26 protein-coding genes are annotated in these 21,229 nt (G+C 69.8%); 18 read left to right on the plus strand and 8 right to left on the minus strand.

Going from position 1 to position 21,229, the window contains the following annotated elements:
- Positions 1-510: 510 nt before the first annotated feature.
- From ABT294_RS18955 to ABT294_RS18965, 3 genes are all read right to left on the minus strand, one after another.
- Positions 511-858: a hypothetical protein gene (locus ABT294_RS18955; protein ID WP_350807204.1), complete on the minus strand. Its 348-nt coding sequence runs from the start codon at positions 856-858 to the stop codon at positions 511-513.
- A 108-nt stretch (positions 859-966) separates the two neighbouring features.
- Positions 967-1,182, minus strand: coding sequence for a hypothetical protein (locus tag ABT294_RS18960; protein ID WP_350807207.1), 216 nt, complete (start codon positions 1,180-1,182; stop codon positions 967-969).
- A gap of 148 nt (positions 1,183-1,330) precedes the next feature.
- On the minus strand, positions 1,331-2,059 hold the full coding sequence (locus ABT294_RS18965; protein ID WP_350807208.1) for a LysR family substrate-binding domain-containing protein: 729 nt from the start codon (positions 2,057-2,059) through the stop codon (positions 1,331-1,333).
- A gap of 55 nt (positions 2,060-2,114) precedes the next feature.
- On the opposite strand from ABT294_RS18965, the gene ABT294_RS18970 reads away from it, so the two are divergent.
- Both ABT294_RS18970 and ABT294_RS18975 read left to right on the plus strand, forming a co-directional pair.
- Positions 2,115-2,486 carry a DUF5997 family protein gene (locus tag ABT294_RS18970; protein ID WP_350807210.1) on the plus strand — a complete coding sequence of 124 codons (372 nt, stop codon included), beginning with the start codon at positions 2,115-2,117 and terminating at the stop codon, positions 2,484-2,486.
- Between the two features lie 197 nt (positions 2,487-2,683).
- A complete protein-coding gene (locus ABT294_RS18975; RefSeq protein ID WP_350807212.1) occupies positions 2,684-3,514 on the plus strand; it encodes an SDR family oxidoreductase in 831 nt (276 codons plus the stop codon).
- 305 nt (positions 3,515-3,819) lie between these two features.
- Here ABT294_RS18975 and ABT294_RS18980 read toward each other — a convergent pair whose 3' ends face one another.
- Complete coding sequence (locus ABT294_RS18980; protein WP_350807213.1) at positions 3,820-4,206, minus strand: winged helix-turn-helix transcriptional regulator; 387 nt, start codon at positions 4,204-4,206, stop codon at positions 3,820-3,822.
- An 80-nt stretch (positions 4,207-4,286) separates the two neighbouring features.
- Between ABT294_RS18980 and ABT294_RS18985 the strand changes: the two genes are divergently transcribed.
- The 8 genes from ABT294_RS18985 to ABT294_RS19020 all read left to right on the plus strand — a co-directional run bounded on the left by ABT294_RS18985 (position 4,287) and on the right by ABT294_RS19020 (position 11,420).
- Positions 4,287-4,997: a DsbA family oxidoreductase gene (locus ABT294_RS18985; protein ID WP_350807215.1), complete on the plus strand. Its 711-nt coding sequence runs from the start codon at positions 4,287-4,289 to the stop codon at positions 4,995-4,997.
- Between the two features lie 166 nt (positions 4,998-5,163).
- The gene (locus tag ABT294_RS18990) at positions 5,164-6,135 is read left to right on the plus strand and encodes an alpha/beta fold hydrolase (protein ID WP_350807217.1); all 972 of its coding nucleotides are present in this window, start codon (positions 5,164-5,166) and stop codon (positions 6,133-6,135) included.
- A gap of 586 nt (positions 6,136-6,721) precedes the next feature.
- Entirely contained in the window at positions 6,722-7,651 is a 930-nt protein-coding gene (locus tag ABT294_RS18995) for an alpha/beta fold hydrolase (RefSeq protein WP_350807218.1), read from the plus strand.
- A 251-nt stretch (positions 7,652-7,902) separates the two neighbouring features.
- A complete protein-coding gene (locus ABT294_RS19000; protein ID WP_350807220.1) occupies positions 7,903-8,028 on the plus strand; it encodes a hypothetical protein in 126 nt (41 codons plus the stop codon).
- 72 nt (positions 8,029-8,100) lie between these two features.
- Positions 8,101-8,373 carry a hypothetical protein gene (locus ABT294_RS19005; RefSeq protein ID WP_350807221.1) on the plus strand — a complete coding sequence of 91 codons (273 nt, stop codon included), beginning with the start codon at positions 8,101-8,103 and terminating at the stop codon, positions 8,371-8,373.
- A 720-nt stretch (positions 8,374-9,093) separates the two neighbouring features.
- Entirely contained in the window at positions 9,094-9,660 is a 567-nt protein-coding gene (locus tag ABT294_RS19010) for a hypothetical protein (protein ID WP_350807223.1), read from the plus strand.
- 84 nt (positions 9,661-9,744) lie between these two features.
- On the plus strand, positions 9,745-10,602 hold the full coding sequence (locus ABT294_RS19015) for an alpha/beta fold hydrolase (RefSeq protein WP_350807225.1): 858 nt from the start codon (positions 9,745-9,747) through the stop codon (positions 10,600-10,602).
- A 242-nt stretch (positions 10,603-10,844) separates the two neighbouring features.
- Complete coding sequence (locus ABT294_RS19020; RefSeq protein ID WP_350807226.1) at positions 10,845-11,420, plus strand: HD domain-containing protein; 576 nt, start codon at positions 10,845-10,847, stop codon at positions 11,418-11,420.
- A 78-nt stretch (positions 11,421-11,498) separates the two neighbouring features.
- Here the strand turns inward: ABT294_RS19020 and ABT294_RS19025 are convergent, their stop codons facing one another.
- Complete coding sequence (locus tag ABT294_RS19025) at positions 11,499-11,657, minus strand: hypothetical protein (RefSeq protein ID WP_350807229.1); 159 nt, start codon at positions 11,655-11,657, stop codon at positions 11,499-11,501.
- A 280-nt stretch (positions 11,658-11,937) separates the two neighbouring features.
- Here ABT294_RS19025 and ABT294_RS19030 point away from each other — a divergent pair, with 280 nt between their 5' ends.
- Positions 11,938-12,576, plus strand: coding sequence for a hypothetical protein (locus ABT294_RS19030; RefSeq protein ID WP_350807231.1), 639 nt, complete (start codon positions 11,938-11,940; stop codon positions 12,574-12,576).
- 27 nt (positions 12,577-12,603) lie between these two features.
- Here ABT294_RS19030 and ybiA read toward each other — a convergent pair whose 3' ends face one another.
- The gene (ybiA, locus tag ABT294_RS19035; protein WP_502912076.1) at positions 12,604-13,125 is read right to left on the minus strand and encodes a riboflavin biosynthesis intermediates N-glycosidase; all 522 of its coding nucleotides are present in this window, start codon (positions 13,123-13,125) and stop codon (positions 12,604-12,606) included.
- A 154-nt stretch (positions 13,126-13,279) separates the two neighbouring features.
- Here ybiA and ABT294_RS19040 point away from each other — a divergent pair, with 154 nt between their 5' ends.
- The 3 genes from ABT294_RS19040 to ABT294_RS19050 all read left to right on the plus strand — a co-directional run bounded on the left by ABT294_RS19040 (position 13,280) and on the right by ABT294_RS19050 (position 15,876).
- The gene (locus tag ABT294_RS19040) at positions 13,280-14,227 is read left to right on the plus strand and encodes an RNA polymerase subunit sigma-70 (protein ID WP_350807235.1); all 948 of its coding nucleotides are present in this window, start codon (positions 13,280-13,282) and stop codon (positions 14,225-14,227) included.
- Positions 14,228-14,291: 64 nt separating this feature from the next.
- A complete protein-coding gene (locus tag ABT294_RS19045) occupies positions 14,292-15,389 on the plus strand; it encodes a serine hydrolase domain-containing protein (protein ID WP_350807237.1) in 1,098 nt (365 codons plus the stop codon).
- 19 nt (positions 15,390-15,408) lie between these two features.
- Positions 15,409-15,876, plus strand: coding sequence for a GNAT family N-acetyltransferase (locus ABT294_RS19050; RefSeq protein ID WP_350807239.1), 468 nt, complete (start codon positions 15,409-15,411; stop codon positions 15,874-15,876).
- A 5-nt stretch (positions 15,877-15,881) separates the two neighbouring features.
- On the opposite strand, the gene ABT294_RS19055 is transcribed toward ABT294_RS19050, so the two are convergent.
- A complete protein-coding gene (locus ABT294_RS19055) occupies positions 15,882-16,472 on the minus strand; it encodes a hypothetical protein (RefSeq protein ID WP_350807240.1) in 591 nt (196 codons plus the stop codon).
- Between the two features lie 693 nt (positions 16,473-17,165).
- On the opposite strand from ABT294_RS19055, the gene ABT294_RS19060 reads away from it, so the two are divergent.
- The gene (locus ABT294_RS19060) at positions 17,166-17,798 is read left to right on the plus strand and encodes a nuclear transport factor 2 family protein (RefSeq protein WP_350807242.1); all 633 of its coding nucleotides are present in this window, start codon (positions 17,166-17,168) and stop codon (positions 17,796-17,798) included.
- A 4-nt stretch (positions 17,799-17,802) separates the two neighbouring features.
- On the opposite strand, the gene ABT294_RS19065 is transcribed toward ABT294_RS19060, so the two are convergent.
- Positions 17,803-19,188, minus strand: coding sequence for an MFS transporter (locus ABT294_RS19065; protein WP_350807244.1), 1,386 nt, complete (start codon positions 19,186-19,188; stop codon positions 17,803-17,805).
- A 118-nt stretch (positions 19,189-19,306) separates the two neighbouring features.
- Between ABT294_RS19065 and ABT294_RS19070 the strand changes: the two genes are divergently transcribed.
- The 3 genes from ABT294_RS19070 (at position 19,307) to ABT294_RS19080 (ending at position 21,191) form a co-directional block, all read left to right on the plus strand.
- The gene (locus ABT294_RS19070; protein WP_350807245.1) at positions 19,307-19,588 is read left to right on the plus strand and encodes a metal-sensitive transcriptional regulator; all 282 of its coding nucleotides are present in this window, start codon (positions 19,307-19,309) and stop codon (positions 19,586-19,588) included.
- 83 nt (positions 19,589-19,671) lie between these two features.
- Positions 19,672-20,007, plus strand: a complete 336-nt coding sequence (locus ABT294_RS19075; protein WP_350807248.1) for an NADH-quinone oxidoreductase subunit A — start codon at positions 19,672-19,674, stop codon at positions 20,005-20,007.
- Positions 19,998-21,191 (plus strand): hypothetical protein, encoded by a 1,194-nt coding sequence (locus ABT294_RS19080; RefSeq protein WP_350807249.1) that lies wholly within the window; start codon positions 19,998-20,000, stop codon positions 21,189-21,191. Before ABT294_RS19075 ends, ABT294_RS19080 begins: the two co-directional genes overlap by 10 nt.
- Positions 21,192-21,229: the final 38 nt, after the last annotated feature.

A 21,229-nucleotide genomic window follows, 5' to 3' on the forward strand; every position in this document is an offset into this window, starting at 1 on the left:
TGCCATTGGCCCACGCGGGCGTGCACCCCCGAGGGTCCGTCATCGTCGTCCGGGATGTCCTCGTTGATCATGGCGTTCATCGCGTCGGCGATCTTGCGGTCTGCTTCCGCTGTGCTGTGCTGATAGATCAGCGCGGCGCGTACGGAGTCGTGTCCATCCGCTGCATGAGATCTTTCAGGCTCGCGCCGGAACTGGCCGCGATCGTGTTGCCCGTGTGCCGAAGATCGTGGAAGTGCAGGCCAGAGAAACCGATCTTCCGCGTGTTCTCGTCCCACTTGGCCGCGCGCCGGAAGTTGCTCCTACGAAGGACGCCGCCTCGTGATCCCGTGAAGATCAGCGCGTCCTCCTCAGGTCCGGTGAACCTCTCCAGGTGGTCGCGGAGCGCCGGGATGATGGTTGCCGGGATGGCGACCGTGCGCAGGCCTGCCCGCGACTTGGGCGGCCCGGGGGATACATCGTCCGGCTGTTCGCAGCCGAGCTCGCCGCGAAGCCGACGCCCGGCGCCTACCGTCAGAGTTCGTCTCCACCAGGATCGCGTTCGACCTCAGCGTTCGGCAACGCCGCACGGCGCTTCGCGAGATGGCGGCCGCAGTCACCATCAGCCCCGTACAGGTCCGCCGCCGAGCAGCCAGCCTGTGGGCGATACCTCTCACGGTGGTGTCCTCCAGTCGTGACGATCCCCTGTGCACGGACGCGACGGCCATAGCCGAACGGCGGCGTTTCTACTCCGTCTGGCATCCGCTGCAGGTCGATCTGTTGCGGCTGTCCTCGAACGCCGTGCACGTCGTCGCCGAGCGTGCGGGGCACCAGGTCCACAGGCACCGGCCGGACCTCGTCGTTGGACTTATCGTCGATCACATCAGTCGCGTCCGGGCCAAGGTCCGGATGACCTCATGACTGGTGCGTCGCTCTGGGCGTGCGGCCAAAGTGAAAGCGATGACCGTGGCGCCGCCACCAGGCGCGCAGTCAGAGCAGTTGAACCGTGGCCAGAAGAGCCAGGACCGCCGCCGCGTCAACCGAGGCGGCGAGGCTGTGCGAGGAGGTCAAAGCCCGAGCCGAACGGACTACCAAGGTTGCTGTCACCGGAAGGGTGATCGTCACGAAAACAGTCAGGCAGGCGATCGTGCCGCCGACGAGCACCACCCCGTAGACGATCAGCCAGCGGCGCTCACGACGGCTCACCCCCGCGACAGGGTCAGGGGCGCGCCGTCCTATCCGCCGCGCGAGCAGGCGCCGAGCGTAGGCGGTGGTCCCGAGACCCGTCTGGGTCGCAGCGTCAGCGTGACGCGTTCGCCGCTGTGGGGCTGAACCGGAGGTTCGGGGCTGCAGGTCACCGAGGCCGGCGGCCCTTCCTTTTACGGCTGGCCGGCACGGCCCGGCGGCCGGAGCCATTCTGTACGGGTTTTGGTGCTTGCCGCTGTGCCCGTTTCTCCGCAGGGGAGGCGGTGGCACGGCCCCGCGAGCTGTTCACTGTCCGGCCGCGGACGATGCCGATGAAATCTTCCACAAGGTCGGTGGTCGCGTCCGTGGGCCAGGCCAGCGCGACCTGAGACTGCGGCGCGTCCTGCACCGGCCGGTAAGTGAGATCCCTGCGGTGGTGGAGGCGTGCCAGCGACTGCGGAACCAGGAGAAGCCCAGTGCCGGTCGCTACCAACTCGACCGCGTGCGCTGTTGTGGCCGGGCGGGTGAACGCGGGCAGCCCGGGCCGGACCGTCCACTCGATGGTGTCGTCCAGAGGATGGAACACCTCGTCGTCGGTCAGGTCGGCGGTGGCCACCTCGTCGACGGCGGCCACGGCGTGGTCCTTGGGCACCACGACCACCGTGGTCTCCACGTAGAGGGGAATCACGCTGAGCCCGTCCCGGTCGACCGGCAGCCTGACGAATCCGGCGTCGGCGCCGCCATCCCGCAGGAGTCCCACCACCTCGGCGGCGGGAACCGCGACCAGGGTAATCGGCACGCCGGGCATCCTCTCGGTCCAGACGTTGACCCATTTCGCGGGTGTCACACCGGGCACATACGCCAGCCGGAACACCCTGCCGGTCTCCCCATCAGTCACTTCCTCAGGGTACCGATGTCAGGGGAACCCGTTCCGACTGACTACCCTTGACGCCATGACCTCGCCCAAACCGAAGACCATCCAGACGATGAAGCCCGAGACTGCGGCCAAGAAGCTGGGTGTCCTCCTCTCGGCCACTCCCGCCGAGTTCCAGGCGGGTGTCGTCTCCAGGGACGAGCTGAACGAGTTGCAGTCGACGCCACCCGCCTGGCTCGCTGACCTGCGCCGCAACGGCCCGCACCCCAAGCAGGTCATCGCCGCGAAGCTCGGGGTCTCCATTTCCGGCCTGGCCAGAGGCGGGATCACCAGACCGCTCACCACCGCTGAGATCGATGCGCTGAAGGCGGAGAACCCAGCGTGGCTGGAGCGCGAGCGGTCTATCCAGGCCGAAACCCGCAAAGAAGCACTCCGCCTCAAGCAACGCTAGACAGCTGAGATCCTGCACGTCTCCGACCCGAGACGAGCCCGTCGAATACGCCGCCGAGAGGTCCTCGTCACCCTTCCGAGGAACCAAAGAGCTTACGCACTGGGGCCAAGCACAGCCCGCCCCCGTCTCCGATTGTAGAAACGGGTTATGAGTCCGGCGGCCGTCTCGGACCGGCTGATCAACTATGGTGACCGGCCATGAGAACCCTCATCGTCGGCGGTAGTGGCTTTCTCGGCAGTGAGCTCGCTCGACAGTGTTTGCTGGCAGAGCACGAGGTTGCTGCGACGTATCTGACCCGGTCTGGGGAGACCGCCGGCGTTGAGTGGTTGCCGCTCGATGTGCGCCGACGAGAGGACGTCGATGCGCTGATCGGCGCCTTCCGGCCGGAGGTGGTCATTGACGCTGCGTACCGTCAGACGGATTGGACGACCACGGCGATCGGCGCCGTGAACGTGGCTCTCGCTGTCTCCAAGGCGGGTGGACGCCTCGTCCATGTGTCGAGCGACGCGGTCTTCTCCGGCGCTGCGATTCGCTATGACGAGACGTGCGTCCCTGATCCGATCAGCCCGTATGGTGCGGCCAAAGCCGCCGCCGAGACAGCGGTGAACGCGATCGTGCCGACTGCGGTCATAGCCCGAACATCCTTGATCATTGGTGACGGTGACTCCTCGCACGAGGCCCTGGTGCATTCACTGGCCACCGGCAGGTCGACAGGAGTGCTGTTCACCGATGACGTGCGGTGTCCCGTGCATGTCGTTGACCTTGCTGCGGCGCTCTTGGAACTTGCCGCATCTGAGTATCGCGGTGTCCACCACATCGCTGGAGCCGATGCGGTAAGCCGATACGAACTTGGGCTGCTCATCGCTCGCCGCGATGGCCTCGACGCGGACCATTTGCCTTCAGGCCGGCGGGCGGACACCAGGTTGCCCGGCCCTATGGACGTGCGCTTGGACTGCGCCATGACTCAACGGCGGCTTCAGGTCAAGTTGCGCGGCGCGCGGCAATTTCTGGGTGACGGTCAGCGCTGATCGCGACCACTGCCGGGGAGCGTGCATGGCAGCCTGTGGGAGCGGATCGAGCCGCGGCTACCGAAGGTGGAGCGGCGCACCCTCATCTGGGACGTAAGCGCCCGGATGACCGCAAGGCGCTGTGTGGGATCTTGTTCGTCCCTCTACACCGCGATCCCGTGGGAGTTCCTGCCCCAGGAACTCCGGGCGGCAGATCACCGAGTAGCCGAGCCGCCGCCGGACGAAATGAGGGCAGATCGGCCCGGGTGAGGTCGGCCGGGCGTCTCGGTAACGGCCCTTCAGTGGGATCGCTTGGCTGAAGTCGGTCAGCGGCTGCGCGCGGCCCGGTCGTACCTGCGTTGCGCTACGGCGACGTCATCGGCGCGCACGGTGATCCACTCGATCAGCTCTTGCAGCCGGGTCGCGAGTTCGGCGCCGATCGGTGTCAGCGTGTAGCTGACGCGGGGTGGTGTGGCTGGTTCGACGGTGCGCTCGATAAGGCCGTCGCGAGCGAGGAGGCGGAGGTTTTGCGACAGCATCTTCTCGCTGATGCCGCCGACCCGGTCGCGCAGCTCGAAGAACCGGTGCGATCCGGTGCCCAGGGCGCACAGGATGAGCGTTCCCCAGCGGCTGGCGACGTGATCGAAGACTTCCCGAGCTGGGCAGTCGCTGTGGAATACGTCATGTCGGCGGGGTGTGGTTGCCTCGGTCACCAGGACTCCTACGGCAAGGTTAGGGGCACACTCTCAGGTACATACTTACCAAAATATAGCTCCAGAGCTACGGTCAGCCCATGAATGAACTGAGCGTGGAGATCTGGTCGGACCTGGTATGTCCGTGGTGCTTCCTTGCGAAGCGCCGGTTCGAGCTGGCGCTGAGCACATTCGAGCATCGCGCGAACGTACAGGTGCGGTGGCGGGCGTTCCAGCTCGACCCGGACGCCCCGAAGCAGAGCACGAAAACCATCTCCGAGCGCATGCGCCGGGACCTCGGCATGCACCACGTGCAGATCAGGGCCCAACTAGACCGGATCACCGGACTCGCCGCGGAGATGGGACTGCACTACCAGGTGGCCGACGCGCGGGTGGTGAACAGCTTCGACGCCCACCGATTGCAGGCGTACGCCGACGACGTGGGGGTCGGCGACGCCGTGCGGGAGAGGCTCATGCGGGCCTACACGGAGGAGTGCGCCGACCTTGGCTCGCCACAAAACCTCGTACAGCTGGCCGCCGAGGCCGGGCTCGCCCCCGACCAGACGCGCCGGATTCTCGCCGGCCACGACTACGCCGACGCGGTCCAGGCGGACGAAGAGCGGGCGCGGCGGCTCGGCATCAGCGGCGTACCTGCGTTCGTCTTCGCCGAGCGGCACCTCGTCTCCGGCGCCCAACCGGCCGGCACATTCCTCGACAAATTGCGGAGGGTGTGGGCGCGGACCGCCGCCCGCGAGCAGGCCGGCACCGGTCAGGACGCCCCCGCCTGCACCGGACCGGGGCAGTGCGACTGAAGCGACCCCACCCGACCCCACCCGACACCGCCTGCCCGCCGAGGCGCCCCCAGCAGCCGCCCGCCACGGCAACGCCACGCCCTGCCCCGGCGTAAGCGCACCAAGAACAGACCCGAGCGCCCTCAGCCCAGAAGCGGGCCGAGAGCATCGCCCGAAAGGCAACTCGATGACCGAGATCACCCACCGTTTCGTCCAAGCGGGTGGAATCCGCATGCACATCGCGGAGGCGGGCTCAGGGCCGCTGGTGGTGCTGCTCCACGGCTTCCCAGAAACCTGGTATTCCTGGCGCCACCAACTCCTGGCCTTGGCCGCGGCCGGATATCACGCCGTGGCCCCGGACCAGCGCGGCTACGGGCGAACCGACCAGCCGGACGCCGTCGAGGACTACACGATCCTGCACACCGTAGGCGACGTGATCCACCTGATCGACGTACTCGGCGAGGAACACGCTGTCCTGGCCGGACACGACTGGGGCGGGGTTGTCACCTGGCACACGGCGCTGATGCGGCCCGACGTGGTACGCGGAGTCGCGTCCTTGAGCACCCCCTTCCAGCCGCACACAGACGGCCCTCATCTGGCCGCGCTGCGCGCCGCCGCAGGGGAGGACTACGCGAACTACTACTCCGCCTACTTCCAGCGGCCAGGCGTCGCCGACCATCAGCTCGGACAAGACCCGCGCGCAACAGTGCGCCGCGCGCTCTACGGGGCCTCCGCCGAGGGATACCCGTGGAGCCCGATCATCCCCGCAGGCGGCCACGTGCTGGACATCTGGCCGGAGCCGAGCAAGCTACCCCATTGGCTCACCGAGGAGGACATCGACACCGTCGCCGCAGACTTCGCCCGCACCGGTTTCACCCCTGCCCTGAACTGGTTTCGCAACTTCGACCGCAACTGGGCGCTCACCCACCCCTGGCACAACGCCGTCATCCAGCAGCCTGCCCTCTACATCACCGGTGACCGGGACCTGTCCGGGACCCTGCCCGGAGCCGCGGACCTGATCGCGGGCCGTGCGGCAGCCGTACCGCACGCGCGCGAGGCGATCGTGCTGCCGGGCTGCGGCCACTGGATCCAACAGGAACGACCCGAGGACGTCAACGAAGCATTGATCGCCTTTCTACGATCCCTGCCACAAGGCTGATCGCCTGGCGGCAGCACCCACCTTCGCCGCGATCGCGGCCGAGGCCAGGCGGCGGGAAGTCCGCCGTCTTTCCGGGCAAGGGGCTGACCTGGATCACGAACCAGTCATGGACGGCAGGCGCTGGGCCGCTCACGCGGAGGCCCCAGTGGCGGCGGTGGAACGTTGGACGCGGCAAAGTGTCCCTGTCGCTGTGCGACCTTGGTGGGTGCTCAAGTCTCACATATTGAGTCGCTGCCGTGGGTTCGCAAGCTCGGTAAAGAGCACGATCGAAGAAGACGGCATGATCTCCGATCGTGCAGGATTCACACGACCACGTGACGCCAAGCGATCCACCGCCTCCACTGCTATTCACGGCCTTGGTATGGCCGTGCGCGCCGATCGGTAATCGGTGCATCGCGGAAGTGGGCCCGTACCGCCAAAAGCTGGATCGTCACGTGGTTCTCTGCGCTCGGAAAGGGAACGGGATATGCCGCAAGAGGAAACAACCGCGCGCGTTGCCGTGCAAACACCGAGACCAAGGCTACGCGTCAGGAAACTGGGGCGGGCCGCCATCAGCGCGTTTGTCGCCCTGGTGGCCCTGTTCACCATGACTGCCGGCGCCGACGCGAGTGGAACCCCGAAGGAGCCCACCGAGGGTCCGGCGCTCTTCGCGCCCGGGTTCAGGCACGGGAAGGTCGCTGTCGAAGGCGGCGTCCTCCACTACGTCAAGGGCGGATCGGGCCCGGTCATCGTGCTCCTGCACGGCTGGCCGGAGACGTGGTTGATGTGGCGCAAAGTGATGCCCGAACTTGCCCGCGACCACACCGTGATCGCGTTCGACCTGCCGGGGCTGGGAGACTCCACGGTGCCGGCCGGCGGCTACGACAAGGTCACCACCGCACGGCGGATTCGCCAGGCCGTGAATCAGCTGGGCTTCCGCCAGGTGCAGATCATGGGCCACGACGTCGGCACCCTGGTCGCGTACCCGTACGCGCGTGACTTCCCCACCGAGGTGACCCGCCTCGCCGTGATCGAGGCGCCGCTGTCGGGCTTCGGTCTTGAGGAGCTGTACGGGCTGAGCTGGCACTTCCGGTTCAACTCGTCTCCCGCGCCGATTCCCGAGCGGATCATGGACAACGAGGACGTCAGCACGTACCTCGGCATGATCTACGACGCGTCCTACCGGAAGGATGCCATCGACCGCGAGCCGTACTACCTGGCCTACTCCGATCCGGCCAAGCGGAGCGCGGGGTACGGGTACTACCGGGCGTTCGCCGGGGACGCGGAGAACAACAAGGCCAACGCGGCGAAGCGGCTGCCCATGCCGGTGCTGGCGATAGGCGGACAGTACTCGTTCGGGGGCATCGCCGACTCGTTCCGCAAGGTCGCCGACGACGTTCGTTCCGCGGTTGCGCCCGACTCGGGGCATTTCGTGCCTGAGGAGAATCCGACCTTTGTGAGCGCTTGCGCAAACCTCTTCTTCGGCACCCAGAACACCCCGCCGTCGCAGCCCGAACTCGCCGGGTGCGCGCGGTAGCGCTGACATCGATCCCTGGTCTCTGACCATAGGCCGTGTCGAACGCCGGCCTATGGTCAGATCTATCCGTTGGGGCAACAGCCCTGTACTGCGCGTATGGGGCCCTTCTCACACGGCGCCGTCTCCATCCGTACCCGACGAACGCGCCTCGGACGCCCGCAGATCCGGGATGTGCGCGACGAACACGAGCCGGGTCTGATCGTCATGTAGCCCCGTTTCCGATCTTGGAAACGGGGCTACATGACGTAAGAGTGCCCTCAACTCACGCGGGCGCCCGAAAGGCCGTCATCGTCGTCCGGGGCACCCCGCTCCTCACGCTGACGATCCGCGAGGACGGTCACGGGCGCGAGTTCCGCGACGTGAGGGCCGACGGCTGAGTCCGCATGGCTTCCCGGGCACCCTCTTGTCATCTAGAGTGACGGCGTCGTTACTCAACGTAGAAGTGAGGGATGTTGAAGCACAAGCATGTCGCCGTCGCCGTACTGAGCTCCGCGCTCGCCGGGATCGTCTGGACGGCGGGCTCGGCCGCCGCCCACGCTGACGACCACGACCCTGCGCCGATCGGCGCCATCACCACGCAGACGCAACCCATCGACCAGCAGGGGGAGAGCGCCGACCCGCCGGGGAAGGGCGGAAAGGGCAACGGCAAGGGGCACGGGAAGGGCCACGGGAAGGGCAAGGGCGGCGAGACGGGAGGAGCGGGAGTCAAATCTTCCGGGTGAAGTCCCCAGGTGTCCGGCCTGGCCGCTGAAGGTCGCCAGGGTGTGGGCGCCGCGCATTACAGCCCGTGAGAGCTGAGGATTTCCCCACGCGCGGCGCCTGACGTGGGATGATGGGGGGAAGATGACTTCCTCCCCTCCCACCCTGATCGATCTTTTCTGCCTGCGGGCCAACGGCGAAAGGATCATGTTCATGCCCGCAGTGTGGCCCGTCGTCATGGACTGCGACGACGCGGAAGAGCACGCACTGCGGGTGTTGAACATGGTCCGGGAGATTCGCGCACAGCGACGCGCCTGACGTGGGCGAACCGCCTCCAGCTCGATGACCGTCCGACGGATGTGAACGCCATGTGGGCGACGGTTGTACTCCGAAGGCCGGATACGCACAACGGTCATTCCGCTCCAAAATGTCCGGCTGGCCACGGTGCTGAGACAGCCCGGACGCGGCAAAAGCGCGCTTAAACCACAACCAGGGCGGCAAGCTCGTCGTACGACAGCGCTCAGCCGTGGCTCGCGGACACCCGAGAGGTCATCCCGCGGGCCGCGTCGTACGAGCGACCGCTGTCAGTTCGCGAGTGGATGAGACGGAGGGCAGCGAGCACATGGACCTGCGGTGGTCCGGCATCCGAGATACCCCGCGGGACCGCGGACCGGTGCGTCGCGAAAGCGCACAGGGATCCATAGGGGGACGAAGTGGCTGTACGGAGAGTTCGATCCGTTGCCGTGAACGCGGCGGCGGCTCTGCTGGCAGCGGGGCTGCTCGTCGGCTGCGGCGGCAAGAAGACCGACACCCTGGTGCCCGAAGGCGCGGTCGCCACCAACCCTGCGGTGGTTGCCACGGCGCCCCCGGGCAACGACACCGAGTACAACTCCGCATGCCCGACGGCAGGTAACACCAAGCGGTTCGCCAAGACCCGCTTCGCGTTGCACGCGGGTCTCGCGCTGGGTGCCTTCCATCGCTACATCTACAAGCCCCTGCGCAGCGGCGGCTTCAGTGCCGGAGCGGAGGGTCGCAAGCGCGCGTTCGTGAAGGCTGCGATCGCGGGTGCTTTCGCCTTGCATCAGCTGAAGGTCGCCAAGCGCTTCGCCGCGGCCAACCCGACGCTGTGCAAGGCCGTCGAGTCCGTCAGCAGCAAGTTCACCGCCCTGACCGACAAGCTGAAGGGCGGTACCGCCACTCCGACCGACGTCGACGCAGGCAAGGACTCCTTGAACAGCCTGCAGCAGGACGCCACGAAGACCGGCTTCCCGTTCAAGGAGCAGCCCGTGACGGTTCCCGGCGCGAGCTGACCGGCACCCCGAGGAGCGGCGCCGATGCCCCGGCATCGACGCCGCCTCCCCGCGGCGGGGCGTCCATGGGCCAGAATGGCCGACGTGGACGAGGCGATTCTGACGGAGGACGGCGTTCGGCTCTGGGCGGTCCGGACCGGTGAGGGCGATCCGGTGGTCTGCTGCCACGGAGGCCCGGGTCTGTGGGACACCTTCGAAGACGTGGCCGAGCTGCTCGCCGACGTCGCGGTCGTGCACCGATGGGACCAGCGGGGGTGCGGCCGCTCGCAGCGGTGCGGCCCGTATGCGATGGCGCGGTCCGTGGCGGATCTCGATGCCGTTCGCCGGCATTTCCAGCTGGACACGATGGTGTTGCTGGGCCACTCCTGGGGTGCCCAACTGGCTCTGCGGTACGCGCTCGACCACCCCGAGCGCGTGAGCGGGCTGGTCTACGTCGCCGGCACCGGAATCGACCGTGATGCCGTCTGGCACGCCGAGTACGAGCGCAACCTGCGACGCGGGCTGGACGGCAACCTGGAGCGTTGGGAGACGCTGAAGAACCGGGAACGCACGGACGCGGAGGACCGGGAGTTCGCGGTCCTGCAGTGGTCGGCGGACTTCGCCGACCAGGGGCGAGCGCTGGAGCACGCCGAGCGCATGGACACCCCCTGGCTCGGCGTCAACTTCGCGTGCAACGCCGCTCTGATGGCCCAGGACGAACGCCTCTGGGGCACTTCCGCGTTGCGGGCGCAGTGCGAGGCGCTGCGCGTCCCGACGCTGATCGTCGACGGGGCGGAGGACATCCGCCCGCGCTGGTCCGTGGACTCATTGGAGCGGGCGCTGCCGCGCGTGTCGCGGGTGGTTCTGGAGGGTGCGGGTCACCTGCCGTGGACCGAGGACTCGACCGGTTTCCGGTCCGCCGTGAGCGCCTTCTTGCGGGACGTCAAGGCCACGGCCTCCTGACCTCGTCTACCTTGCGCACGGCAGGTCGCGCTGAAGGCCATGCGTCCCTTCGGGGCGGGGGCGGGAAGCAAGTGGCAGTACAACAGCACCGCGGGGCGTCCAGATCCCCGGCGTCGGGTTGTTCGCGGATGTGCCGGTCTCCTGGGCAGGCGCGAGCGGCGTGTCGCCGCGGTTGCGGCACGAGGTCGGGGACGTCGTCTACGCTCGGCGCAGGGCGTGCTGCGGATGGAAGGGGGGCCTTCGTGGTGGACGACATCGCGGGACTGACGGGGTTGTTGTACGAGGTCGGGCTGCTCAAGCGGTACAAGCGCACCGGCTGGCTCGTGGCGGGAGTGCGTGATCCGGAGAGCATCGCCGACCACTCGTTCCGCGCGGCGATCATCGCCAGCGTCATCGCCGTCCTCGAAGGCGGCGACCCTGAGCGCGCCGCCTTCATGAGCCTGTTCCACGACAGCCAGGAAACCCGCATCACCGACATCCCGTACGTCGGCAAGCGCTACCTCAAGGCGGCCATGAACGAGGAGGTCACCGCGGACCAGATGCGCGGCGTGCCGGAGCCCGTGGCGGACATGGTGAGCGGCGCGGTCGGCGAGTACGAGGAGAAGGTCAGCCTCGAAGCCGTCTGCGCCCGCGACGCCGACAAGCTGGAATGCCTCCTCCAGGCCGTCGAGTACCGCGAGCAGGGGCACCAGAACATGCAGCCGTGGATCGACAGCTCTCTCGCCGCGCTCAAGACCACCACGGGGAAACGCCTGGCCGAGGAGGCCCTGCGCACGGGGACCCTGGAGTGGATGACCCGGGTGCTCAACGGCGACTGAGCCCGCCTCCGCCCGGTCAGCCGCCCGTGAGCGTTCGGCTCGTCAGGACGCCGTAGCCGGGGCGCGGCCGGCCGGCGGTCAGGAGTCGGTGGTGGCGGTGGCGAGCTCGCGGAGCTGGTCGGAGAAGGCCAGGGCCTGTTCGGCCGTCAGGCGCGGGTCGGTGCCGACGTAGAAGACCACGATGCCGCCCGACGGGGAGCGGACCGCGGTGAACGGGGAGGGAGGAGAGATCACCATGATGGGTCTCATTCTTGCCTGCCACACCGACAGTTTCGGGGCTCTGGGCGGACCTTCCCGCCGCCTGGCGACGGAGCCGTGACGTGCCCTGCCCGCGGCTCCGGAAGGCCGTTCCGGCAGGGGTCCGAACGTTCCGGGGAGACGCGGCCTGACCTGGGGTGATGTCGTGGTGTCGGCTGGCAGGGGACGGGGTCCCTGAGGTGGGGTCCGGTACACGTCGGGGTTGATCAGGGGTGATCACTGATGGGCCCGGCCGGGAGTGGGCGGGCAGGGTGGGGGCGTGAGCCTCGCAGCCGTCGCCAGAGCCTCCTTCACCGTCGCGCCCGCCGCGTTTCTGGGCGGATGGGTCCTGATGCGTCCCATAGGCGGGGGGTTGGTGCCTGGGCCCTGGTGGACGGCGGCGCACGCCGTCTGGGTGGTCGCGTTCCTGTTCTTCGGCGTGATGCTGCTGGAGTTGCGGCGCAGGGCCGCGCCCGACACACGGGGGCGGAGGGTCGCCGTCGAGGTCGCCGTGGGGGTGGGGCTGCTGAGCGTCGCCGTGAACCTGGTGCAGGTCGCCGTCGATCTGGCGGCCGGATTCGGGGCGGCTGACGGGGAGGCGATGCGGGCGCTGTTCGAGCGGTTTCAGGGGTATCCGGGGGTCGAGGTGGTCGTCTACGGCGTCGGCGCGCAGCTGTTCGTCGGGGCTCTGCTCGTGCTGGCCGTGGTCATGGCGTGGATGCGCCGGGTGACGGCGTCGAGCGCGGCCGTGGTGACGATCGGCGTGGTCGTGCTGGCGGTGGCGATGCTGGCGGTCGGCAGGAACTCGCCGCTGGTCGCCGCCGGGATCTCGTTCCTGTGGCTGGGCACGCTGCTTCTGGGACGCGGCGTCGAGGACGACCAGCCGAAGCCGCTCACCGCGGCCGCCGGGCACGCGTGATCCGCCGGATCGCCCAGGTGTCGCGGCCTATGAGAGGGCGTCGCGGGCGTCCATGAGGGCGAAGCCGAGGAGGTTCAGGCCGCGCCAGGTGAGCGGGGAGGCGGCGCGGTCGTCGGAGGCGGTCACGCCGATACCCCAGATGCGGTCGTGCGGGCTGGCCTCCACCAGCAGCCGTTCGTGCGTGGCGAGGAGGAACTGCTTCAGGTCTGGGTGCTGGCCGAACTTGGCGATGTTGCCGCGGACCACGATCTGGTAGCGGTGGGTGTCCCAGGTGGCGTCGTCGAAGCCGCGGACCTCGCGGCCGAGCGACTTCGCCTCGCCCGGATGGCCGCTGGCGAGGATCCGGCGGGCGGTTTCGTCGTCGCCGAAGAGCCAGGCCTTGTGCGCCATCATGTAGTGCTCCGCCGAGGCGAAGGTGTGGCCGGACTCGGTGAAGGTGACGGGCCACCACTGGCTGAGGCAGCCGGTTCCGACGCCGCCGTCGCGGGCCGGGCGGTGGCCCCAGAAGAACAGGTAGCGCAGCTGCCGGCCGCTCCGCACGGCGTCGATCGCCGCGTCACGGGTGCGAGGGAGCGTGTCTCGGGTGAGGGGCGCTGCGTCCTGCGGGTGGGGGAGCGCGTCGGGGGTGCGGGGGTGATCGGGCACGTCTCCACAGTGCCACGGCCGGGACGCGCTTCGCGACGTTTGGGTTACGCTTCCGCCCATGGCGACCGGGTTCGGGGAGCGCGTCGAGGAGCACCGGCGAGAGCTGCACGTGCACTGCTACCGGATGCTCGGCTCCTTCGACGAAGCCGAGGACCTCGTCCAGGAGACGTTCCTGCGGGCCTGGCGGGGGCGCGACAGCCTGCGGGGCGAGTCGGAGCTGCGGGCCTGGCTGTACCGGATCGCCACCAACGCCTGCCTCGACCATCTGCGGGCGCATCCGCGCCGGCCGCAGCCCCGGGCCGTCCCGGTGGTGGCCGACGCGGGGGTCGAGCCGCCCGCGGCGAAGGCGGTGCCGTGGCTCCAGCCGTACCCGGACGAACTGCTCGACTTGGCCGACGTGGTGATCGAGCGGGAGACCATCGAGCTGGCGTTCCTCGTCGCCATCCAGCACCTGCCGCCCAGGCAGCGGGCGGTGCTGATCCTGCGTGACGTGCTCGGCTGGTCGGCGCAGGAGACGGCGGAGTCGCTGGAGCTGACCGTGGCCGCGGTGAAGAGCGCCTTGCAGCGGGCCAGGCCGACGGTCAAGGAGGTCCTGCCGGCGCGACGGCTGGAGTGGTCGGCGGAGCCCACCGCCGAGGAGCGTTCCGTGCTGCGCCGCTACATCGAGGCCGTCGAGCACGCCGACCCGAGCCTGCTGGGCAAGGTGCTGCGCGACGACGTGTGGCAGTCGATGCCGCCCCAGCCGATCTGGCTGCTGGGCCGCGAGTCGTTCGTCGCGGCCTGGACTCCGGCCATGGTCGGGCCGGAGGCGTGGGGCGACTGGCGGCTCCTCGCGACGCGGGCCAACCGCCAGCCCGCCGCCGCCGCGTACTTGCGCAGGCCCGGTGAGAGCGGGTTCACGCCGTCCTGGCTGGCGGTCCTGCGCGTCGAGGACGGGCTGATCACGCAGATCACCACGTACGGGGATGAGTATGTCCCCGCGTTCGGCCTTCCCGCGTCCCTCTGAGCGATTCCTTTTCCGCGGCCCGCTCGTCTCATGGGGTGTTCGCCGCGAACGAGAGGAAATGATCATGACTGACCTTCAGAAGGACGTGCAGGCCGCGATCGACGAGCTGGTCGAGACCGGCGCCGAGCGGGGCGTGCAGGTCGCCGTCCACCAGCGGGGAGAGCTGCTGGTCGACGCCGTCGCGGGCGTGGCCGACCCGGAGACGGGCCGTCCCTTCACGTCCGGCACGCTGGTCTACAGCACCTCGACGGGCAAGGGGGTGACCGCCGCCGTCGTCCACGTGCTGGCCGAGCGCGGCGCGCTCGACTACGACCTGCGCATCGCCGACGTGTGGCCGGAGTTCGCCGCCCACGGCAAGGGCCGGGCGACGCTGCGGCACGCGCTCACGCACGCGGCCGGAGTGCCGGGCGTCCCGGTGGACACCACGCCGGAGGACCTGTGCGACTGGGACCGGATGTGCGCCGCCATCGCCGACGCCACGCCCTGGTGGGAGCCGGGCACCGCGTTCGGCTACCACCCGCAGACCTTCGGCTACCTCATCGGCGAGGTCGTCCGCAGGGTGACCGGCAAGCGCGTCTCGCAGGTGCTCCGGGAGGAGGTGGCGGGCCCGCTCGGGGTGGCCGACGACCTGTTCTTCGGCGTGCCGGAGCCGGAGCTGGGACGGGTGGCCAGGATCGAGGACTCGAGCCCCGCGATGGAGATGCCCGCCGAGATGCTGGCCGAGATCCCCTTCTTCAGAGTCGTGGACGGGTACACGGCCGCCCCGACGAGGGCCATGCCCGACGCCGCGTTCAGCAACCGCACCGACGTGCTGACCTCGGACATCCCCGCCGGAGGCACGATGACCGCCCGCGCCGTCGCCACGATGTACGACGCCCTGCTCGGCGGGAAGCTCGTCTCGCCCGAGCGGCTGCGCGAGCTGTCGTCCGCGGCCGTGACCGGCACGGACGAGGTCAGCGCCATGCCCACGTCCTGGGGGCTCGGCTACGCGGTGGGCCTGCTCGACAGGCCCACCGTGTTCGGGATGTTCGGCAGCGGGGGCACCGCGGCCTTCGCCGACACCGCCACCGGCATCAGCGTCGGCGTGACGAAGAACCGGGCGTCCGCCGGGGAGTACGGCACGGTCGAGCGGATCGCCGGCATCGTCCTGGGCACGCGGTAGCCGCCATACCCTTGGGCCTGTGATTCGCTATGCCACCCCTGATGACGTACCTGTGATCATCGACCTGATCCGGGAACTGGCCACGTACGAGCAGGCCGCGCACGAGGCGCGGGCGACCGAGGAGCAGCTGCGCGCGGCGCTGTTCGGCGAGTCGCCCGCCGCCTTTGCCCATGTCGCCGAGGAGGAGGGCGAGGTGGTCGGCTTCGCGCTGTGGTTCCTCAGCTTCTCCACGTGGCGGGGGGTGCACGGCATCTACCTGGAGGACCTGTACGTCCGTCCGGAGCGTCGTGGCGGGGGCCACGGCAAGGCGCTGCTGCGCGAGCTGGCCGCGATCTGCGCCGAGCGCGGGTACGAGCGGCTGGAATGGTCGGTGCTCGACTGGAACGAGCCGACGATCGGGTTCTACAAGTCGCTCGACGCCGAGCCGCAGGACGAGTGGATCAAGTTCAGGCTGGCCGACGAGCCGTTGCGACGCCTCGCGGGCTGACGCCTTCAGAGCGGGCCCTCGCCGGGCACGGACCTTCGGGACGGGCTGAGCGAGAGCAGGGCCTCGCCGATGCTGCCGCCGGCGCCGAAGGCCGTTTCGGCGCCGTCGCCGTCGCGGGCGGTGGCGGTGAAGACAGGCTCGGCCGGTTGGCCCGTGTGCCCGGGGTCGAAGGCCAGGACGATGGTGTGGCCGTCGTACAGCAGGGTCTCAGCGGCCGGGCCGCGTTCGGAGGCGATCGGGTGCGCCAGCTGCACCGCGGCGACCAGTGCGGCCACCGGCCTGCGGTGGCGGGTCAACAGCTCGCCGCTGGCGTGCGGCCGGGTGACCTGCCGGACCAGGTCGCCGAGCTTGCCGCGGGCCTGCGACAGGGGCAGTGCGGGCAGGCCGGTCAGCGGCTCCGACACCTCGGCGACCGGCACCAGCGCGGCCCACTCCCAGCGCTCGCGGGTGATCAGCGTGACGCGCCCGTCGCGCTCGGCGTCGCGCACCAGGCGGCCCCAGCGATTGCGGGCCTCCTCCACGCCGAGCGGGGATCCATGCCGGTCGACCAGATCGGCGTACGTCTGCGGCGCGGAACGCGCGGAATCGAAGTTCACCCGCGAACCGTAAGGCACCTGACGAAATTTGTGCAAGGCGTCTTACGGATTCCTGGCTCGCAGGCGCGAGTTGGTCTTAGGGGCCAGGGCTCCGGCGGGTTTGCCGGCATTGCTTGCGGGAGATGATCGTTTGCCGGTGCGGAAGGAGCGGGTTTGGCTAGGGTGACCCGCATGGACGTTGCTCACGCGACCGGGATGAGCCTTCGGGAAGCCGTCCCGCATCCGGGCCGCGGCGCTGACGTGGTGACCACGGGATGTCCGTCGGTCCTCGCCGCCGTCCCGGCTGGTTGGGAGCGTCACGGGGCCGAGTCGCCCGCTGGTTCGGAAGGGTCGCTGTTCTGCCCGGGCGCGGGCTCGGCTGGGGGATAGACGTGGGCGCTCTGGTGGCCCGCCGGTAAGACACACCGCCGGCTGTCCGTGACGTTGTCACATCGTTCGGCGTCCTCGCGTTGCGGGAGGGGCTGAGTCTGGGGGGTCGTGCTCTGGTTCATGTCGATCTGCGGCACTGGATGGACGCTATCGGCGGGGTCGCCGAGCGTTGGTCGCGGCTCGGCAACGATCGGACCTCTGAACGATCTCACCAATTTGAGTGAACCGTTACCGTGAGTAATACCCGATCAAAGTCCGTAAAGGACCCGTGCTGAGTGGACAAACAGGGCATTCGGGTACAGGCTGGGCGGGAATCAAGCGGCCATGACGATATTCCAGCGCAGGGCCTACCTGCTGGCCGCGGTCTTCCCGGCAGTACTCGTCACGGGTTGCGCCGCGAGCGGTTCGCAGCCGATGCGAGCGGTGGGAAACGTGTCCGCCGCGTCGCCCACAACGACGACGTACCAGTCACCGCCTGTGAGTCCGCCCGGAACCGAGCCCGAGACCCCGGGCGAGCCCTACGAGTCCGGCGGCCCGTACGAGTCGGAGAGCCCCTACGAGTCGGGGAGCCCGACCACCAGCCCGACCGGGACGATGAGCCCGTCACCCACCACGACCGCCGTGCAGACCACGCCCAAGGGCACGGTCCAGGGATTCTTCGACGCGCTCAAGGCCGGGAGCGTGGACCAGGTCGTCAACGCGTTCGCGAGTGACGGCCTGGCCGCGGTGGCCGGCGAGCCGACCGCGCAGGGCACCCAGGCGCTGCGCACGCTGTTCAAGAGCAAGATGAGCTCATGGAAGAGCGCCACGCCGACCTTCGAGGAGACGCTCACCGCCACCGACCTCGCGTTCGTCCGTACCACCACGTCGAACGAGGAGAAGGGCCGGCAGTTCTACATTCTCAAGAAGTCGGGCAGCGACTGGAAGATCACCCGCTTCATGAACAACAAGCCGTGACGGCTCAGTGTCCGTGCCCGTGGCCGACGAACGCGCCTGACGGCCTGCCTGAGGGGACCAGCCCCAGCGAGGCCAGGGCGGCGGCCACGGCGGCCACGGCGCAGAGTGTCAGCGCGGTGGTGAAGCCCCCGACGCCGGTGGCGCCGGGGGCCAGGCTCGCGGCAGCCACGGAGGACACCGCCGCGACGCCGATCGACCCGCCCAGCTCGTGAAAGGTGTTGATGACCCCGGACGCGACCCCGGCCTCGCCGTGCGGGACGTTGGCCATGGTCGTGGTGGTGGCCGTGACGAACGCGGGGCCGATGCCGAACGCCGCCACCATGAAGCCCGGCAGCAGCGTCGTGTAGGCGCCGGCGTCGGGGGAGATGCGCGTCATCAGGGCGGCGCCGAGCGCGGTCAGCGCGAACGCGCCGACGGCGACGGGACGCCCGCCGATCCGGCCGATCAGATGGCCGCCGAGCTGGGCGCCCAGCGTGATGGCGACGGCCACGGGCAGGAACAGCAGCCCCGTCTCCAGCGCGCTGAAGCGCAGAACGTGCTGCAGGTAGAGCGTGCTGAGGAAGAACAGGGCCAGCATGCTGCCGGTGGCGAGGAGCATGACGAACGTCCCGGAGAGCACCGGGCGGCGGGCCATCGTCTCGACGCGCATCAGCGGCGCCTTGACACGCCGCTCGATCAGGACGAACGCCGCGTAGCAGATGGCCGCGCCGGCCAGCGGGAGCAGCGTGCCCGCCGTCCCCCAGCCTCCGTCGCCCGCGTTCACCAGGCCGTAGATGAGCAGCGCGGTGGCCAGCGTGACCGTCAGCGCGCCCGGCACGTCCACCCGCTGGCGCTCGCCGCGCGAGGCGGGAACCACGGCGGGCAGCGCGAGCAGCACCAGCAGCCCGATCGGGACGTTCACGTAGAACACCCACGCCCAGCCGGGGCCCGCGGTGAGCAGGCCGCCGAGCAGCACCCCCACCGCGGCCCCCGAGCCGCCGATCGCCGCCCAGACGCCCAGCGCCCTGTTGCGCCGCGGGCCGTGGAACGAGCCGGTGATGATCGCCAGCGCCGACGGCGACAGCAGGGCGGCGCCCACTCCTTGCAGGGCGCGGCCCGCGACGAGCAGGACGCCGTTCGCGGCCAGCCCGCACAGCAGCGACGCCAGGGTGAACAGCGTCAGCCCCGCCATCAGCGTGCGGCGGGCGCCGAAGGAGTCGGCGAGGCGCCCGCCGAGCACCATCAGGCCGCCGAAACAGAGCGTGTAGGTGGTCACCACCCAGGTGAGCGCCTCGCGGTCGAGCGCCAGGTCGGTGCCGATGGTCGGCAGCGCGACCTGCACCACGGTGATGTCGATGATCAGCATGAACTGGGCCAGGCAGAGCAGGACCAGTGCCGGTAGGGCACGCATGGGGGTCTCCGATAACTCGTACAGCGATGTTCGAGTTAGCGTACATCGTTCATGGCGGTTCGGAATACGGTGGGGGGGTACCGTGTTGCTCGGTGTGGGTGAACGAAGGGACGGACCGATGGTCGGTTACGCGGACAACAAGCAGGACCACCTCAAGCGCCTGCGCCGAATCGAGGGCCAGGCCCGCGGCCTGCAGCGGATGGTGGAGGACGACAAGTACTGCATCGACATCCTCACTCAGGTGTCGGCCACGACGAGCGCGCTGCAGTCGTTCGCGCTCTCCCTGCTGGAGGAGCACATGGCGCACTGCGTCGCCGAGGCCACCCAGAAGGGCGGCGCCGAGGCGGAGCTCAAGGTCAAGGAGGCCGCGCACGCCATCGCCCGCCTGGTCCGCTCGTAGAGGCGGTTGGCTCGGCCCCCAGGTGAGGCGGATCGCTGGGCGGGCAGGTGGGGTGCCTGTGCTGATGCCGTGGAGGTGGGCAGGTGGCCGTGCTGGTGTTGCTGGTGCTGCTCGCCGTGGGGGGCGCGGGGGTGTACCTGGTCTCGGCGGCCGTCTCGCCGCCGGGAGTCGTACGGGTGGGGCCGTTCCTGTCGGGGGCGCGGCCCCAGGAGCACGCGATGTCCCGGTACCACGTCCGCTGGTACGCGGTGACGCTGCTCTTCCTCGCCTTCGACATGGAGATGGTCTTCATGTATCCGTGGGCGCTCGTGGTGGCCGAGGTCGGGGTCGAGGCGGTCGTGGAGATGTTCGCCTTCCTCGGGTTGCTGCTGGTGGGGGTCGCCTACGCCTGGCGGGAGGGGGCGTTCCGGTGGGCCTGAGCGGGTGGCTGCTGAGGCGGGCGGCGGCGCGGCCGCGGGCCTTCGTCGTCGGCGTCCGGTACGGGACGCGTACGCGGCTGCTCGTCGAAGGGGAGCTCGGCCGTCGCGGGTGGGGCGACGCCCTGTCGCCCGGGGAGGCGGGGCTGCTCGTGGTGTGCGGCTTGCCCGGCGACGACCTGGCCGCCGCGGTGCGGACGGTCTGGTCCGACATCCCCGGCCCCCGCGCGCTGGTGGAGCTGGCGGCGGAGGCCACGTCCGAGCAGGTGGCGTCGGAGCTGGATCGGGCCGCCGAACTGCTGGCCGACGAGACGGCGCAACGGCGCGACGCGGCCGAGCGCGTCCCGGACGTCCCCGGCCAGGCGGCCACGGGCGGCCACGGGGGGCATGAGCAGCACATGGGGAGCCCCGGTGGTGTGGCGATGGCTGGGAGGGGGCCGGATCGCGACGGGCTCACGCTCGACCGGCTGCACGTGCCCCTCGGGCCGGTGCTCGCCGACTGGCCGAGCGGGCTGGTCGTCGACACGGTCCTCCAGGGGGACGTGATCCAGCAGGCGGCGGTCAGGGTGCCCGACAGGCAGGAGACTGGCAGGCGTTTCTGGGACGAACCGTGGCTCGCCGCGCCGGAAGGGCCGGCCGTGACGCGGGGCGAGGCGGAACGGCGTCGCGCCGCCGCGCATCTCGACAGCCTGGGACGGCTGCTCGCCGTCGCCGGGTGGCCGGACGCCGCCCGGCAGAGCAGGTGGCTGCGGGACCTGGCGCTCGCCGGAGCGTCCCGCGCCGAACTGGCCGACGGCCACGCCCGGCTCGCCCGTCGCGTCCGCAGGTCGAAGCTCCTCGCCTGGATGCTCCGCGACCTCGGGCCGATCGAGCTCGCGCCCTCCAGACCCGGGGTGTCGGGGTTCGCGCTGCGACGGGTCGAGGGGGACGTGCTGGACAGGACGTACCGGTGGCTGGCCTGGACCGCGGCGGCGATCAGCGCCCTGGACGACCACGGCCCCGTGCTCGGCGAAGACGGGCCGCGAGGGTCTGTCGGCGAGCGTCCGTCGGTCGCCTTGCTGGATGTGCTGCCCGCGCTGCTCGGCGGGGCGGAGTGGGCCGGTGCGCGGCTGATCGTGGCCAGCCTCGACCCCGACCTCGACCAGCTCCCCACCCGACCACACCCTCAGGGAACGTCCCATGGCTAGCGCATGCCTGTCGGGGCGTCTCGGGGCGGTGGTGGGCT

The sequence above is a fragment of the Nonomuraea sp. NPDC000554 genome, assembly GCF_040300065.1.
In the GTDB taxonomy this organism is placed as follows: Bacteria; Actinomycetota; Actinomycetes; order Streptosporangiales; family Streptosporangiaceae; genus Nonomuraea.